Source organism: Pseudomonas sp. UMAB-40 (assembly GCF_900095275.1).
Classification (GTDB): Bacteria; Pseudomonadota; Gammaproteobacteria; order Pseudomonadales; family Pseudomonadaceae; genus Aquipseudomonas; species Aquipseudomonas mandelii_B.
Map to the genome: position 1 here is coordinate 26,046 of NZ_LT607579.1, position 14,399 is coordinate 40,444.

General features: G+C 57.1%; 10 protein-coding genes. 7 read left to right on the forward strand and 3 right to left on the reverse strand.

What is annotated here, in order from left to right; genetic code table 11:
* From K0F88_RS32690 to K0F88_RS29645, 3 genes are all read left to right on the forward strand, one after another.
* A partial coding sequence (locus tag K0F88_RS32690) for an SDR family NAD(P)-dependent oxidoreductase (protein WP_257605401.1) occupies positions 1–5,141 on the forward strand: 5,141 nt, incomplete at its 5' end.
* Complete coding sequence (locus K0F88_RS29640; protein ID WP_219097530.1) at positions 5,134–5,334, forward strand: MbtH family NRPS accessory protein; 201 nt, start codon at positions 5,134–5,136, stop codon at positions 5,332–5,334. The genes K0F88_RS32690 and K0F88_RS29640, both read left to right, overlap by 8 nt.
* 146 nt (positions 5,335–5,480) lie before the next feature.
* Positions 5,481–6,350, forward strand: coding sequence for a TauD/TfdA family dioxygenase (locus tag K0F88_RS29645; RefSeq protein ID WP_219097531.1), 870 nt, complete (start codon positions 5,481–5,483; stop codon positions 6,348–6,350).
* Positions 6,351–6,405: 55 nt separating this feature from the next.
* On the opposite strand, the gene K0F88_RS29650 is transcribed toward K0F88_RS29645, so the two are convergent.
* The 3 genes from K0F88_RS29650 to K0F88_RS29660 all read right to left on the reverse strand — a co-directional run bounded on the left by K0F88_RS29650 (position 6,406) and on the right by K0F88_RS29660 (position 9,362).
* Positions 6,406–7,644, reverse strand: coding sequence for an MFS transporter (locus K0F88_RS29650; protein WP_219097532.1), 1,239 nt, complete (start codon positions 7,642–7,644; stop codon positions 6,406–6,408).
* A complete protein-coding gene (locus K0F88_RS29655) occupies positions 7,644–8,159 on the reverse strand; it encodes a GNAT family N-acetyltransferase (RefSeq protein ID WP_219097533.1) in 516 nt (171 codons plus the stop codon). The genes K0F88_RS29650 and K0F88_RS29655 overlap by 1 nt, the downstream gene beginning before the upstream one ends.
* 309 nt (positions 8,160–8,468) lie before the next feature.
* Complete coding sequence (locus K0F88_RS29660; RefSeq protein ID WP_219097534.1) at positions 8,469–9,362, reverse strand: LysR family transcriptional regulator; 894 nt, start codon at positions 9,360–9,362, stop codon at positions 8,469–8,471.
* A gap of 325 nt (positions 9,363–9,687) precedes the next feature.
* Between K0F88_RS29660 and K0F88_RS29665 the strand changes: the two genes are divergently transcribed.
* From K0F88_RS29665 to K0F88_RS29680, 4 genes are all read left to right on the forward strand, one after another.
* On the forward strand, positions 9,688–10,065 hold the full coding sequence (locus K0F88_RS29665) for an SgcJ/EcaC family oxidoreductase (protein WP_219097535.1): 378 nt from the start codon (positions 9,688–9,690) through the stop codon (positions 10,063–10,065).
* Positions 10,066–10,137: 72 nt separating this feature from the next.
* A complete protein-coding gene (locus K0F88_RS29670; RefSeq protein WP_219097536.1) occupies positions 10,138–11,745 on the forward strand; it encodes a GMC family oxidoreductase in 1,608 nt (535 codons plus the stop codon).
* A 4-nt stretch (positions 11,746–11,749) separates the two neighbouring features.
* The gene (locus K0F88_RS29675) at positions 11,750–13,204 is read left to right on the forward strand and encodes an aldehyde dehydrogenase family protein (protein WP_219097552.1); all 1,455 of its coding nucleotides are present in this window, start codon (positions 11,750–11,752) and stop codon (positions 13,202–13,204) included.
* Between the two features lie 183 nt (positions 13,205–13,387).
* Positions 13,388–14,365: a zinc-binding alcohol dehydrogenase family protein gene (locus tag K0F88_RS29680; RefSeq protein ID WP_219097537.1), complete on the forward strand. Its 978-nt coding sequence runs from the start codon at positions 13,388–13,390 to the stop codon at positions 14,363–14,365.
* The last annotated feature ends 34 nt before the right edge of the window (positions 14,366–14,399 follow it).

The window sequence follows — 14,399 nt, forward strand, 5'->3', positions numbered from 1 at the left end:
CCGACGCGCTGAAAACCTGGTTCGGCGGTTTGCCGCTGGCGACGCTGTTCAATCACTACGGCCCCACGGAGACCCACGTGGTCAGCGCGTATCGCTTGCCGCCGACCGCCCGTGACTGGCCGCTGCGGGCACCGATTGGCCACGCCGTCAGCAATGCCCGATTGTTGTTGGTGGACGCGCACGACCGCCCGGTGCCGAACGGCAGCCGTGGCTACCTGCTGGTGGCCGGGCCGATGATTTCCCGCTGCTACCTCGCCGATCCGGCGCTGAACACGGCGCGGTTTATCGAACTGCCGCAAGCTGAAGGTGACACTCGACTGTTTTATCGCACCGGCGATCTGGCCTGGTCTGACCCTGACGGTTGCCTGCATTATTTGGGGCGTGACGACCAGCAGATCAAACTCAGCGGTCATCGCCTAGAACTGGGGCAGATCGAAGCGGCGCTGATGCAGGTGCCGCAAGTGATCAACGCGGTGGTGACGGTCCAGGCCGATCCGCCGAGCCTGATCGCGTACCTGCAACTGGATGGCGAACCGGCGACGGCACAGACGCTGGATCGTCAGGTCGCCCGGCAACTGCCGGCCCACGTACGCATCGACGAATACCGACGGATTGACGCCTGGCCGCGTACGCCCAGTGGCAAAATCGACCGCAAGGCCTTGAGCGGTTTGGGCGAGGCGTTGGAGCGACGTCGTTCGACAACTCTGGCCACTGCGTTGAGCCCGCTGGAGCAGCAACTGAGCGAGTTGTTCAACGCTGTGATCGGCCGGGAAATCGAGCCCGATCAAACCTTCTTCGAAGCTGGCGCCACCAGCCTCGGCCTGATGCGCCTGCACGCCCGCTACAACCAGGAATTGCCGCACACAGTGGCGATGGCCGACCTGTTCGAGCAGGTGACAGTGCGACGGCTCGCGGCGCATTTGTCCAGCGCGCCATCGGCCCCGTTTGAGCGTGTTCGCCAAGCGGATCTCGGCCAGCAGCCGATGGCAATCATCGGCATGGCGGTCAATGTCGCCGGAGCGCAAAACCTCGATGAGTTCTGGGCGATGGTGCAGGGCGGCGAGTTGGGTATCGAGCATTTCGAGGCGGCTGAAGGGCGCGTCGGTGCCCGCAGTCAACTCGCTGGAATGCTCGATTTCGACCCCGAATATTTCGGCATCAGTCGTCAGGAAGCGCGCCTGATGGACCCGCAACAGCGGCATTTGTTGATGGCCTGTGTGCAGGCGTTGCAACACGCGGCGATCACGCCGTCCGCCGAAGGTCCGCGCATCGGCCTGATCGCCAGTTGTGGCGAAACCACTTACTTCCAGCAGATGTTGCGCGAGACCGCCGACGGTGATTTGCCGGACGGTTTCCAGATGGCGCTGCACCACGACAAGGATTTCCTGGCGACCAAAGCCGCCTACCACCTTAACCTCACCGGCCCGGCCATGAGCGTGCAGGCAGCGTGCGGCAGTTCGCTGATTGGCGTGCACCTGGCCAGTGCGATGCTGCGCCAGGGTGACAGTGATGTGATGCTGGCGGCCGGTGTGCTGATCGACCCGACTCTGACCGAGGGTTATCGCCATCGCTCGCAGCACATCTTTTCCAGTGATGGCCTGTGCCGGCCGTTCAGCGATGACGCCAGCGGCACTATCGGCGCCAGTGGTTATGGCGTGGTGGTGCTCAAACCCCTGGCCCGGGCCCGCGCCGATGGCGACCGGATTTATGCGCTGGTCGAAGCCTCGGCGCTGAACAACGATGGCCGCGACAAGATGAGTTACACCGCACCGTCGGCGGCCGGGCAGAGCGCGGTGATCCGCGAAGCGTTGGCCAAGGCCGGGTTGACCGGCGCCGACATTGGCTACATCGAAGCCCACGGCACTGGCACTTTACTCGGTGACCCGATCGAGGTCGCGGCGTTGAGCAAGGCCTTCGGCGATGCCCCGGCCGGCAACTGCGCCCTGGCGTCGGTGAAAAGCCAGATCGGCCATTTGGGCGCGGCGGCCGGGGTGGTCGGGCTGATTCGTGCGAGCCTCGCGGTGTTCCATGGCGTGGTGCCGCCGAACCTCGGTTTTGGCCGGATTAATCCGCAAATCGACCTCGCGAATTCGCCGTTTTACATACCGACCACGTCGCGGCCATGGCCAGAAGGTCGGCGGCGTTTGGCGGGGGTCAGCAGTTTTGGCATTGGTGGGACTAATGCGCATGTGATTGTCGGTGCGGCGCAGCAGGATGAAGTGTTGGCTGAGGACGTGTTGCCGTGTCTGATGATCTCGGCCCACAGCCGTTCGGCGTTGCTGCGCGATGTGGCGGCGATTCAAGGGTATTTGAACGCTTTCCCAAAGCGTCACGATGCGCTGCTGAGTCACCTGCAATCCGGTCGTCGTCAATTGCGCTGGCGCTTGGCGATGGTGTATCGGCCGGGGGAGGTGTTGCACACTTCGTCGATCAAGGAAGTGAGCGTGTCGGGCGTGCGATTGAAAGCCGATGGGCATTCAACCGAGGCACTGATAGACGCGTGGTATGACGGTGCAACCATCGACTGGCTGCAGCGCTCGGCGCCACCACCGTGGGATCTGCCGCCGTCGTCTTTCGATCTGGAGACCTTCCGGTTCCAGACTGTCGCTGTGGCTGAGCCTGAAAGCGCAATGCTCATTGAGCGACAACCCTTGGCCGACTGGTTCTACCAACGGCAGTGGGTGCGCGTGCGGCGCTTGAACACGGTTGCGATTACCGAACGGCGTGAAGCGCTGATCATCTGCAGCAACGATGCACCCGACGCGACGTTGCTGGAAGGCCTGAATGGCGTTTATCAGCGGGTGATTCAGGTGCGCGCCGGCAATGGCTTCAAGCAACTCGGCCCGGATCGTTTCGAGCTAGATCCGCTGGACGTCCCGGCCCTGAGCCGCTTGGTCGACGAAGTGATTGGGGGCGCCTTGGGCGAGCTGGATTGGCTGCATGCCTTGCCGCTGTCGGTGACAGGCCCGGTGAATGAGCAAAGCCTCGCGGCAGCGCAGTGGGCCGGTCTGGACACGATCAGCGCCTTGATGCAGGCCTGGGGAGAAACCCCACGGACGACGAGGTTGAGGCTGTGGCTGATGTCGTGGCAGGCGTGTTCGGTGGACGGTGAAGTGGCGCGCCCTGAACTGGCAGCGCTGGCCGGCATCACCGAAGTGGTGCCTCAGGAATACCCGGTGCAGTGTCACTGGCTGGATTGGCCGACGTCCCGATTGGCTGCACAGGAACTCGCGACGTTGCTGGCTGACCCGGCGGTATTGCCACGGCGCATGGCGGTTCGCGACGGTTACCTGTGGCAGCCACGATTGCTTGCCAGCCCATTGCCGGCCACGGATTCACTGTCGAACAGGTTGCCCATGGACGGCACGTTCCTGGTGCTGGGCGGCACGGGCGGTATCGGTCGCACGCTGGCCGAACACCTGTTGCAGGCGCCGCAACGGCGGGTGGTCGTGCTCTCGCGTAGCGGTGAATTGCCGACGGCGTTGGCGGCGTATGGTGCGCGGGTGGATTGCGTGCAGGCCGACATCGCCGACCTGGCCAACTGGCCCAACGTGCTCGACCGACTGTCCCGGCGTTACCCGCGTTTTGCCGGGGTGATCCACGCCGCCGGTGTCGGTGCGGGCAGCCTGATTCGCCAGCGTGACGCCCGCCAATTGGGCGAGGCGATGGCGGCCAAAACTCGTGGCATGCTCGCGGTCGAGGCCTTGATCGCCGAAATGAAACCGGGATTCGTGCTGTATTGCTCGTCGATGTCGGCGTTGTTCGGAGGCGCCGGGCATCTGGATTACTGCGCCGCCAGCGCGGTGCTCGACGGCTTCACCCATTACCGCCCGGACGCCACCCGCGATTGCGTGCGCCTGGGCATCAACTGGGACATCTGGCGCGACATCGGCATGGGCACCACCAGCGGGGCTGGCGATGCCGTGCATCAGCAACACCTCACGGTCGGTTTGTCGGCGCAAGAGGGCTGTCGGGTGTTCGACCTGGCCATGGCGGCCCAACTGCCGCAACTGCTGATCTCGACCACAGGAATCGACAGCGCACGGCGTTTTTATCCAGTGCGCCATGGTGCTGTGACTGCGCCGGTCAATGTGCCTGAAGTGTTGGATCTGCATCGTCATCTGCACGACTGTGTGTGCAAATGGCTGGGCGTGACCACCCTCGAAGACGACGATTCGCTGTACGAACTGGGGGCGGATTCCCTGACGTTGCTGGACCTGATCGATGAACTGCAAGCGGCGACGGGCGAAGTGTTCCAGCTCTCGCAATTCAGTCACAAGGTCAGCCTGCAAGAGATCCTGGCACTGGTGGATGCGGCGGCGATCTGTATGGCGACCACTGCGCCAGACACCTGGGCCGATGCAGTGCAGATTGATCAATGGCACGCGGGGGCCGGCCGTGAGTGGCTGTACCTGATTCACCCGGTGGGCGGCGATGTGCAGGCTTATCGGGAACTGGTGTCGGCGCTGCATCCTGATTTGGGCGTGTGTGTAATTGCCGATCCGGCGTTGCGCTTGCCGGATTTGCCGAACATCAGCCTCGCCGAACGCGCCGCGCTTTATCTGAAAGCGCTGCAGGCCCGGGAGCCGAACGGCGGCGCTTGGCGTCTGGCCGGTTGGTCGTTCGGCGCCTGGGTCGCGCAGTCGATGTGCAGCTTGGCGCAGACGTCGGGAGTCAGGCAACCGCTGCTGTACCTGATCGACCCGCCTGCGCCCGATGCCGGAGCGGAACTGGCGAGCATTGATGATCAGGCGATCGAACAGGTGTTCCAGCTCGAGTTTGCCCAGCGTTGGCCAGACGCTGTCGGTCGGGCCTTTCCGGAAGAGCGGCAGGTCTATTTGCAGCGCCTGACCCGTTGCTGCAACCACAACATCGCGAGCATGGCGGCGTTTCAGCCACCCGCGTTGCCGACCACGTCCGTGCGTCTGTTCATCGCGGCACAGGCCAATCCCTATGGCGTGGGCACTGCGCGGAACACCGAAGACCTGAAACACACCTGGCAGGGTTTGCTCCCTCGGTTGCTAAGCTGGCAACGGCTGGACACCGATCACTACGGCATCGTGGCCGGCCAGTGGGCGCGGGTGCTCGCCGACATCATCAGCACCGATTCGCAACCCGAGGAGGGCGAACAGCATGAGTGAAACCAACCCGCAATTCGAGGTGGTCCGCAACGAGGAAGGGCAGTACGCCTTGTGGCCGGCGGGCAAGCCGATGGCCAGCGGCTGGACTGAAGCGGGGCAGCGCGGCGAGCGCCAGGTTTGCCTGGATTACATCGCGGAACACTGGACTGATATGCGGCCACGGTCGCTTAAGGATCTGCCAGTTCAAGATTGAACACAGCACCCCCATTGTGGGAGCGAGCTTGCTCGCGATAGCGGTCAGACATTCAACATCGGTATTGCCTGGACCGCCGCTATCGCGAGCAAGCTCGCTCCCACAGGGTTTGGTGATCAGCCATACAAATAATAAGGTGAGGGAACATGGATCAATTGGCATTGAAGGCTATCGAGCGCATTGCGGGGCAATCCCGGGCGCCCCACAACCGCATCACCGTGGACCGTCTGACACCGATCATCGGTGCCGAGGTCAGCGGTGTTGACCTGTCGCAACCGTTGAGCGAAGAACAGCTCGCCGAGGTGCGCCGGGCCTTCCTGGAGAATCATGTCCTGGTCTTTCGTGACCAGCACCTGACGGTGGAGCAGCACAAAGCCTTTTGCCGACTGTTCGGCGAACTGCGGGCGCTGCCGGTGGAGGACATCGATGGCGATGACCCGGAACTGGTGGTGATCCGTGCCAACGCGCAGTCGCGCTTCGTTGCAGGGGAAACCTGGCACACCGACGGCACCGCAGACCTGGAACCGTCCATGGGCTCGATGCTGTACGTCAAGGAAACCCCGGCCATCGGCACGGGCGGCGATACGCTGTTCGCCAACATGCATTTGGCGATTGAAATGCTGTCGCCGGCGCTGCAGCAGTTTCTCGGCGAATTGACCGCGATCCATGATGGCGAGATTCCGTGGAAAGGCTTCACGCCACCGGCCAACCTGCCCAAGACCGAACACCCGATGGTGGTGCGGCACCCGGAAACCGGGCGCAAGACGCTGTTCGTCAATTCGGGTTTTACCTCGCACATCGTCCAGTTGTCCGGTGGCGAGAGTCAGATGCTGTTGAGCATGCTGTTCGACCTGATCGCACGGGAACCGATCCTTAGCTGCCGCGTGCGCTGGGCGCCGAACACCCTGGTGTTTTGGGACAACCGCTGCACCCAGCATCACGCGGTCTGGGATTACTTCCCGCACTCGCGCTATGGCGAACGCGTGACCATTCTCGGCAAACAGCCTAAGGCCTGAAACCCCCATAGCCCCATGTGGGAGCGAGCAAGCTCGCTCCCACATGGGGCAAATGTCACACCGTGGAGGTTGCTGGCACCACCGCAGGCTGACTCACTCGCAACACCCGATACCCCAACAACCCGATCGGAACGCAGGCCAGCGCCAACCCCCAGAACAACACCGCACCACCAAAATGCGCAATCACCACCGCTCCCAGCAACGGCGCCAACGCCGAACCAAACCCCGCCAGCATCGAGATGCCGATGAAACTGCCGCGCATGCCCGGCGGCGCCAAGCGATCAATCAGGGTGCCGAACAGCGGCATCACAATGATTTCGGCAAACGTGGCGAAGACAACCGCGAACAGCCAACCAGCCCACCACGCCCCGGTGTTCAAGGCAATGATCGCGTGGGCAACCATTAGGCAACCCAGCGCCATCAAGTAAGCGGTTTTGTCCGCCAGCGCAATGAGCCAACTCATCAGGAACAGGTGCACCACCAGCACCACTGCGGCGTTGGTAAAATTCATCATCGCGATGATGTGGTTGATGTCGTCGACGCTCAATTGCAGTAGGTAAAAGGTCAGTGGTTCATCGATCTGCGCGTAGACCAGCACCAGGAAAAAATTGGCGACGATGATCGACAGGAACAACTTGCTGCCAAGGATTGCGCGAAAAATCTCCCGCAGTGGCGGGTAGGCGGTTTTCGCCAGGTGCGGGTTGCGCAAGCGTGCGCGGGCGGCGTTGAGAATGGTCAGCGTCAGCACCGCGTAGACGCACACGGCAATGCCGAACACGCCGTCGCTCTGGTGGTTGGCAAACCACAGGCCGATCAGCGGGCCGATGGCCGCCGCGCAATTGACCACGTAATAACGGATATGGAACAGGAACGTGCGCTGGGCGTCATCGACTGCCGTGTCACTCAACAGCATGCGCAACAGCGGCTCGAGAATGCTCTGGGACAACGCCATGCCTATGATCGCCACGAAATAGCTGGTATGCCCTGGCAGCAGGCCCATCAGCAGGTAACAACTGGCGCACAGGGCGCAGCCGAATAGCATCAGGTTGCGCGAGTTGAAGCGATCGCCCAGCAGGCCACTGAGCGGCGACAAGGCAATCGAGATCAACGCGCCGAGTGCCAGTTGCGCGCCAATCTCGGTGATCGGCGTACCGAAGCGTTTGTTCATCGCCACGGCTATGAACGGCCAGATCATGAACGACGCAACGCGGGCCAACCCGATCCCGAACAACAGCCAACGGGTCGGACGGGGCAGGGCACGCAGAGAGGCCAAGGTATTCGGGCGTTGACTCATCAGGTGAGCCGGCGCTGGTAGATCAGGTCATCAAACCATTGCTCGCCAATCTGATAGGCCTGTGGCACGCGGCGCTCAAACACGAAACCGCATTTCTCCAGGACCTTGCACGAAGCAATATTGCCATCGGTGACGGTCGATTCCAGGGAGTCGAGGCCAATGGCGATGGCGTAGTCGATGATCGCTTGCCGCGACTGGGTGCCGAAACCCCTGCCCTGAAATTCCGGCAGCAGCAGCGTGCCCACCTCGGCGTGCCCCGGCGACAGAATGCGAAAACCGCTGACCCCCAGTTCCTGCTCACTGGCCTTGTCGATCACCACCAGGCACAGCCAATGATCAGACTGCGGCGTCCATTCCGGCAGCCGGTGATCAAAGCCTTTGCGAATCTGTTCTTCGGCAATCTCGCCGAACACAAATTGCATGGTCTGGGGTTCGGAATGAAGCCGGAGAAACAGTGGCCAGTCGCACTCGACCATGGTCCGGAAATACAGCTTCTCGGTGTGTAACGCCAGCATCTAATGCTCCTTGCGTGATCGAAAAGGTACAGACTATTTTGCGTGGCAGAACTGAATTTATATCACGGTGTTGATATTCAACACCGTTCACTGCTGCCTTATCAACTTGAATAACTGTGCGAACAGGAAATATTCTAAATTTCCTAGCAAGGTTGATGCGTTAGCGTTTAAACAAATTAACCTGTTTCATTCGTTGATATTTAAGTACCCCAGCGCGGCTGGTAGGAAGAAAATTGGGGGGAAAGGTCATTGCAAGAAAGTTAAATTAAACTGGATAAAATGGTTTCTAAATCTTCTTCTGCTATGTATTTAATCGCCAGTTTTCTGTGGCGTAAAATTTAAATTGCTGATGTACCGTGAGCAAAAATCAATATAGGTCCTCACAATAGTAGAGGGGTGGCGAGAAGGGTACAACAGGTTCACCTCCTGTTCAGGGAGAGGGTAATCTGGCAAAACATGCACAAGAGACTTATTCATCAACCCCTGAGATGCTAAAAAAGGAGGTAATTCCGTTACAAGGTCCCCTCGCAACGCTTGGCTGCGCAAGTGAAGATAATCATTTGTCGTTAAAATGGGATCAGTCACAAATGATTCCTCTCCTAAATGCCAAATATTGTTTAATCCACTTCCATGCCCCCACATACCGCAGGGATACCGATTGAGATCAGCCGGTCGGGTGGGTACATCGAATCGTTTCAGGAGAACTGGGCTGGCAACCAACAAATGTCGATAAGTGATTTGATGTCGAGCAATCATCATTTCGTGGACAATTGCCCCTACTCTTAAAGCAACATCAATGCCGTCTTCCGTCAGGTTGACCCTACGTTCGGTCGTCAAAACGCTAACTTTCACAAACGGATAATCATTCTGAAACGCACTGATTAACTCCCACCAAGGTTCAAATACTGGTGGTAGGGAAAGTCGAAGCTTGCCTCTTAGTTCCAAATGATTGACGACTACGGCCTGCCTGGCTTTAGCCATCCACTCCAAGCCTTGAGAAGCATGTTCATAGAGATTGGCACCGGCCTCCGTTAACTGAATACCCTGAGACGAACGCTCCAACAGCTGCGTATCCAAATCGCGCTCGAGTTCCTTAATGTGCCTACTCAGCGTGGCTAGCGGTATCCCACTAGACAACGCGGCTGCGGAAAGGCTCCCAGATATCACCGCATGGACGAACATTTCAACTGAATTGAGGTTCATATTGCACGGCGCCTGCCAGTGTAGGGGGGCTAGCAGCAATCTTCGCATATTCGCCCGTGAAATTGAAGGTTGGGAGAATGCAATTAAAATATAATTGCAATTTCGCATATAACTTAATGTTTGAATTTAGCCTTTTTTTATACGAATAAGCTTATCGCTTTGTGTGCCTTGGCGAGCTGATTGATGCTGTCGGGGTTGGCTGATTATGAATTCCTCCCAAAATGAAGAGTTCGACTTCTCAGTTTTGCGTGTTCCGAGCTAAATTTATAAGCCTACACTCAAGAGGATCGGAAATTTCCAATCAGCTCATTATTAAGGTAATAACATGTCTATCGAAATGGTCCTTAAGTCGTACGAGACTGCTCTAAATAATAACGACATCGAATCGATTCTTTCGTTGTTTGGTAGCGAACCTGTGTTCATGCCGCAGAACGCTCCGGCATTGGAAGGGCGTGAAGCAGTGCGCGCTGGCTATGAGCAGGTTTTTGATACCTTGAAGTTGACGGTGCAGTTCACTATTCATGATGTGGAAATAGCTGGCGAATGGGCGTGGGCGCGCACTACTTCATCAGGAGTTACGAAGATTCTTGAGGCTGGTATTGAAGTTTCTGAAGGTAATAACGAGCTTTTCATTCTGCGGAAAGAGTCGGGTGACTGGAAAATCCACCGTTATCTGTTCGCGACCAGTCAACCTCGGGCTTAACTTAATCAGTCTATTATCAGATCGGTTAAAGCTGCGTTGAAGAAAATTTTCTTTATGTAAAAGGATATCGCCATGCCTACTTCTAACACCGTGTTTCCCTCCAGCGAAGGGCAGACTTCGGCCTCACCTAAAAATAGCGATGCTCACTCAGCTACATACGACTATGTGATTGTCGGTGGTGGAGCTGCAGGTGCTGTGTTGGCTAATCGCTTGAGCGAGGCGGGCGACCGCAAGGTGTTGCTACTGGAAGCAGGCATGGCATATGCACCGGATGAGTACCCTGACGCTGTGCGCCTTCAAACCATGATTGGTGGTGATAGCGAGCATGACTGGGGATACCAAAGCGAGCCTTCCTACTTAAATCGCGTCCTGCCTTTGCCTCGCGGTCGAGTACTTGGCGGTAGCACAGCTATTAACGGTGCTGTCGCAATGCGGACACCCAAAGTAGACCATGATCGCTGGCAGAAAGAGCATGGTCTAGAAGGCTGGAGTTGGGCGGATATGGCGCCAGCATTTATCCGAATGGAGCGTACGTCGGGAGGTGCCGACGAGGTCCATGGCCGTTCTGGTCCGTTTCCCATTCACCAGCTTGGTTTTGAAGAAACATCTGATATGCAGCGAGCATTTGTTGAGGCTGCGGTCAATGTCGGCTATCCGAGAGTTAGCGATTTCAACGGTATGGAACCCTTTGGCGCGAGCCCTTACCCCATGAACACTCGGATGGGGAATAGGATGAATACGGGCATGACTTATCTGGATTCAGCGACTCGCGCTAGACCTAATTTAACGATCCGTGGTAACGCAGAAGTAGAACGTGTGTTATTCAAAGGGCGGCGCGCTGTCGGCGTAAACTTGATCGACGGCGAATCGATTTTTGCACACGAAGTCATTCTCAGCGCTGGCACCTATGGCAGTCCTGGGATATTGATGCGTTCTGGAGTGGGGCCGGCCCAGGACCTAGAGGCGTTGGGCATTGATGTCATCGCCGATCTTCCTGTGGGTAAAAAGCTACAGGATCATCCTTTCTACTTTACTGTTTGGGCTGCTAATCCACAAAAGGTTGGCTTGGGAACGCCTCCGGTGGGCGCCATTCTCTGGGCACGCTCAAAGCAGGCTGCGGCCAATGATCTGGACCTGCATGTCACTGCAGTTCATTACGGTGATCCAAGTCAATCACCAAGCGGCGCTATCTTTATGCTCGCTATTGCCAATACTCGACCCGTCTCGGTCGGATCTTTCAAACTGCGTAGCAAGGATCCTCGCGACAATCCAATCATCGATCTTGCATTTCTCAAAGATCAACGAGATCGGGACGGTTTGATTGACGGTGTCGAGATCGTACGGGCGTTAGCTGCAACTGCCCCGCTTTCTGAGTTCATCCAAAGTGAGATGGCGCCGGGGGCGCAGGCAGTCACTAGGGCCGAAATTGAGGCCAGTTTAGCCGGCTCTCTCGACACCTACCACCATCCTACGTCGACAGTGCCCATGGGCGGACCGAACGACCCGGATGCGGTACTGGATAATTTCGGTTTAGTTCGCGGGATACAGGGCCTGAGAGTGGTTGACGCATCCATCTTCCCAGACATTCCGTCAGTGGCAACCAACGTAATCACCTTGATGGCCGCTGAACACATCGCTTTCAAGATGACTGATAATCGGAGCGCTGAACGTGAACTCTGAAAAAATGGTAGCCCGTCATTGGATCGGTGGACAATGGATCGAAAAAGGCGAGAGACACGATAGTATCGACCCTGCGACTGGCGAATCCATTGGCTCATTTTGTGAGGGCGGACAAGCGGTGGCTTTACAGGCTATTGAGGTCGCGTACAAAGCGTTTATTGGTACTTCGTGGAGACACGACCGAAGACTCCGGGCGCAAGCATTAAACGAGATGGCTGATCGTTTCGAATTCCATGCCGAGGAATTGGTGGCGATACTTTCGCTGGAGAATGGAAAAATTCGTTCCGAAGCGCATTTTGAGGTGTCGATGGTGCCCTCTAAACTGCGCTTTTATGCAGCGTTGGCTTTGACTGATTTTGGACGCGCTATAGAAACATCCCCAGGTCGGTACTCCACTGTTCTACGCGAAGCGGTGGGTGTAGCCGGTGTCATTGCGCCTTGGAATTCACCAGTTGTGTTGTTTATTCGTTCGCTAGCACCTGCGCTTGCGGCGGGTTGCACAGTAGTGGGTAAATTACCTGGTTGGACCGCCCTAACAAACTCCAAGATGTGCGAGATATTTGCTGAGGTTCGAAGCCTGCCTGATGGGGTGATCAATGTCTTCAGTGAAGTTAGCAGTGACGGCGCTCGCGCCATGATTGATTCGCCATTGGTTCCCACTATTAGTTTTACTGGCAGTTCGAGCACAGGCCAAGCCATCTCGGCCGCAGGCGCTAAGCACTTGAAACGTTTCGGCCTTGAATTAGGCGGCAAAACTCCGGTGTTGGTGTTTGCGGATGCTGATCTGGATAAAGCACTGCCCATGATCGAAAAGGCACTCACAACGTTTGCCGGTCAATTCTGCATGACCGCCAGCCGTCTTCTTGTACATAGACCGATTCTTGACCACGTTCGTGATTTGCTTGCCGCTCGCCTTCGAGCGGTCAAGGTTGGTCCAGCAGCTTTACCGGAGAGTGATATGGGCCCGCTTATCAATATGGACAACGTTAAGCGAGTTGATGCGATGGTTGAAGCAGCCATTTCAGCCGGAGCAAAGGTTGTGGTTCGTGGCGGGGCTTTCAAGAGTGGCCCTTTGGCAAGAGGAGCTTTCTACCAACCAACTCTGTTAGAAATTACCGACCACGAGTTACCTATTGCACAGGAGGAGGTATTTGGCCCGGTCTTGGTGATGCAGGCATTTGACGACGAGGCGGAAGCTATCAGTCTGGCAAATAATTCCCGCTACGGACTCGCCGCGTCTATCTGGTCGAGTCAAATCGACCGTCCACATCGTGTGGCCCGACAACTGGACGTCGGCACGGTATGGATCAATAACTGGGCAGTGGTTTACGACGAAACAGAGGAGGGTGGTTACAAGCAAAGCGGAGCAGGACGTTTGAACGGAATCGCCGCCATGGAGGATTTCGTCGAGTACAAAACCGTCATTCACGAAATTAACCTTGATTCAAATCATTCCTGATTGCAGCTCGGCCTATGGCCTTACTGTATGAAGTTGGGAGTTTATTCAGAGCTCCCGCGCACATTTTCCAATGCTGACTCAGTTCAGAGTGGCGGCTGAGCTCCTTTGAAAGGTCTCAATTTTCAAAACGCGGCGGTTAAGGCGTACGTCGCTCTTCAAGCCCAATAGAATTCGAGTGAATTTATGGACAGCATGAAAGCTGCGGTAATCTACCAAGCCGGTGAACCCGAAGTCCTTAGGCTGGAGCAGCGGCCTATTCCGGTCCCATTAAATGGCGAGGTTTTGATAAAGGTTAAAGCGTTTGGCTTAAATCGCTCCGAACTTTTCACCAGGCAAGGTCATTCGCCTAATGTGCGTTTTCCGCGCGTACTTGGTATTGAAGCCGTGGGTATTGTTGAATCGGCCCCTGGTAAAGAGTTTAAACCTGGGGATCGAGTTGCTACGGCTATGGGCGGGATGGGTCGATACCTTGACGGAGGATATGCCGAATATACCTGTGTCCCCGCCTCACAAATTCAGTCTGTGCGAACAGATTTGGATTGGGCGACATTGGGCGCTCTCCCGGAAATGCTGCAGACCGCCTGGGGGTCACTATTTAAATCGCTGCGCATTGAACACGGACAGACATTACTTATCCGCGGTGGTACGACCTCAGTCGGATTAGCTGCTGCCGCAATTGCTAAAAATCATGGGGTTACGGTCGCGTCAACGACTCGTAAAGCAGGTCGTGAGTCGCTGTTACGCGACAGCGGTGCTGAGCACGTTTTTGTCGACAACGGGAACCTGGCCGAACAAGTTAAAGCAGTTTTCCCGGGCGGCGTTGACAAGGTGCTTGAACTGATCGGGGCTACGACATTGCGTGATTCGCTGCGGTGCGCTCGGCCAGGCGGCACGGTATGCATGACCGGAATGGTAAGTAATGAGTGGGCGTTTAAGGATTTCAGCCCCATGGATATGGTGCCGACAGCCGTTAGCTTGACAACGTATGCTGGAGATTCTGACGATTTTATGGCTACACCGCTTCAAGATCTGATCGAGCAAATTGTCGCAGGGTCATTGCGCGTGCAAGTCGGTCAGGTGTTTTCGCTAGACGACATTGTCGCTGCTCATCGTTGCATGGAAGAAAATAGAGCGGGCGGAAAAATTGTGGTGCTGACATGAGTGAGCCGTTGACCAATTTGGGAAGTTACCTGAT

What these genes read in the sequence shown, in the direction of transcription:
- K0F88_RS29680 (WP_219097537.1), top strand. Translation starts at nt 13,388, where the DNA reads ATGGACAGCATGAAAGCTGCGGTAATCTACCAAGCCGGTGAACCCGAA.
- K0F88_RS29650 (WP_219097532.1), bottom strand. Translation starts at nt 7,644, where the DNA reads ATGAGTCAACGCCCGAATACCTTGGCCTCTCTGCGTGCCCTGCCCCGT.
- K0F88_RS29660 (WP_219097534.1), bottom strand. Translation starts at nt 9,362, where the DNA reads ATGAACCTCAATTCAGTTGAAATGTTCGTCCATGCGGTGATATCTGGG.
- K0F88_RS29640 (WP_219097530.1), top strand. Translation starts at nt 5,134, where the DNA reads ATGAGTGAAACCAACCCGCAATTCGAGGTGGTCCGCAACGAGGAAGGG.
- K0F88_RS29665 (WP_219097535.1), top strand. Translation starts at nt 9,688, where the DNA reads ATGTCTATCGAAATGGTCCTTAAGTCGTACGAGACTGCTCTAAATAAT.
- K0F88_RS29655 (WP_219097533.1), bottom strand. Translation starts at nt 8,159, where the DNA reads ATGCTGGCGTTACACACCGAGAAGCTGTATTTCCGGACCATGGTCGAG.
- K0F88_RS29645 (WP_219097531.1), top strand. Translation starts at nt 5,481, where the DNA reads ATGGATCAATTGGCATTGAAGGCTATCGAGCGCATTGCGGGGCAATCC.
- K0F88_RS29675 (WP_219097552.1), top strand. Translation starts at nt 11,750, where the DNA reads ATGGTAGCCCGTCATTGGATCGGTGGACAATGGATCGAAAAAGGCGAG.
- K0F88_RS29670 (WP_219097536.1), top strand. Translation starts at nt 10,138, where the DNA reads ATGCCTACTTCTAACACCGTGTTTCCCTCCAGCGAAGGGCAGACTTCG.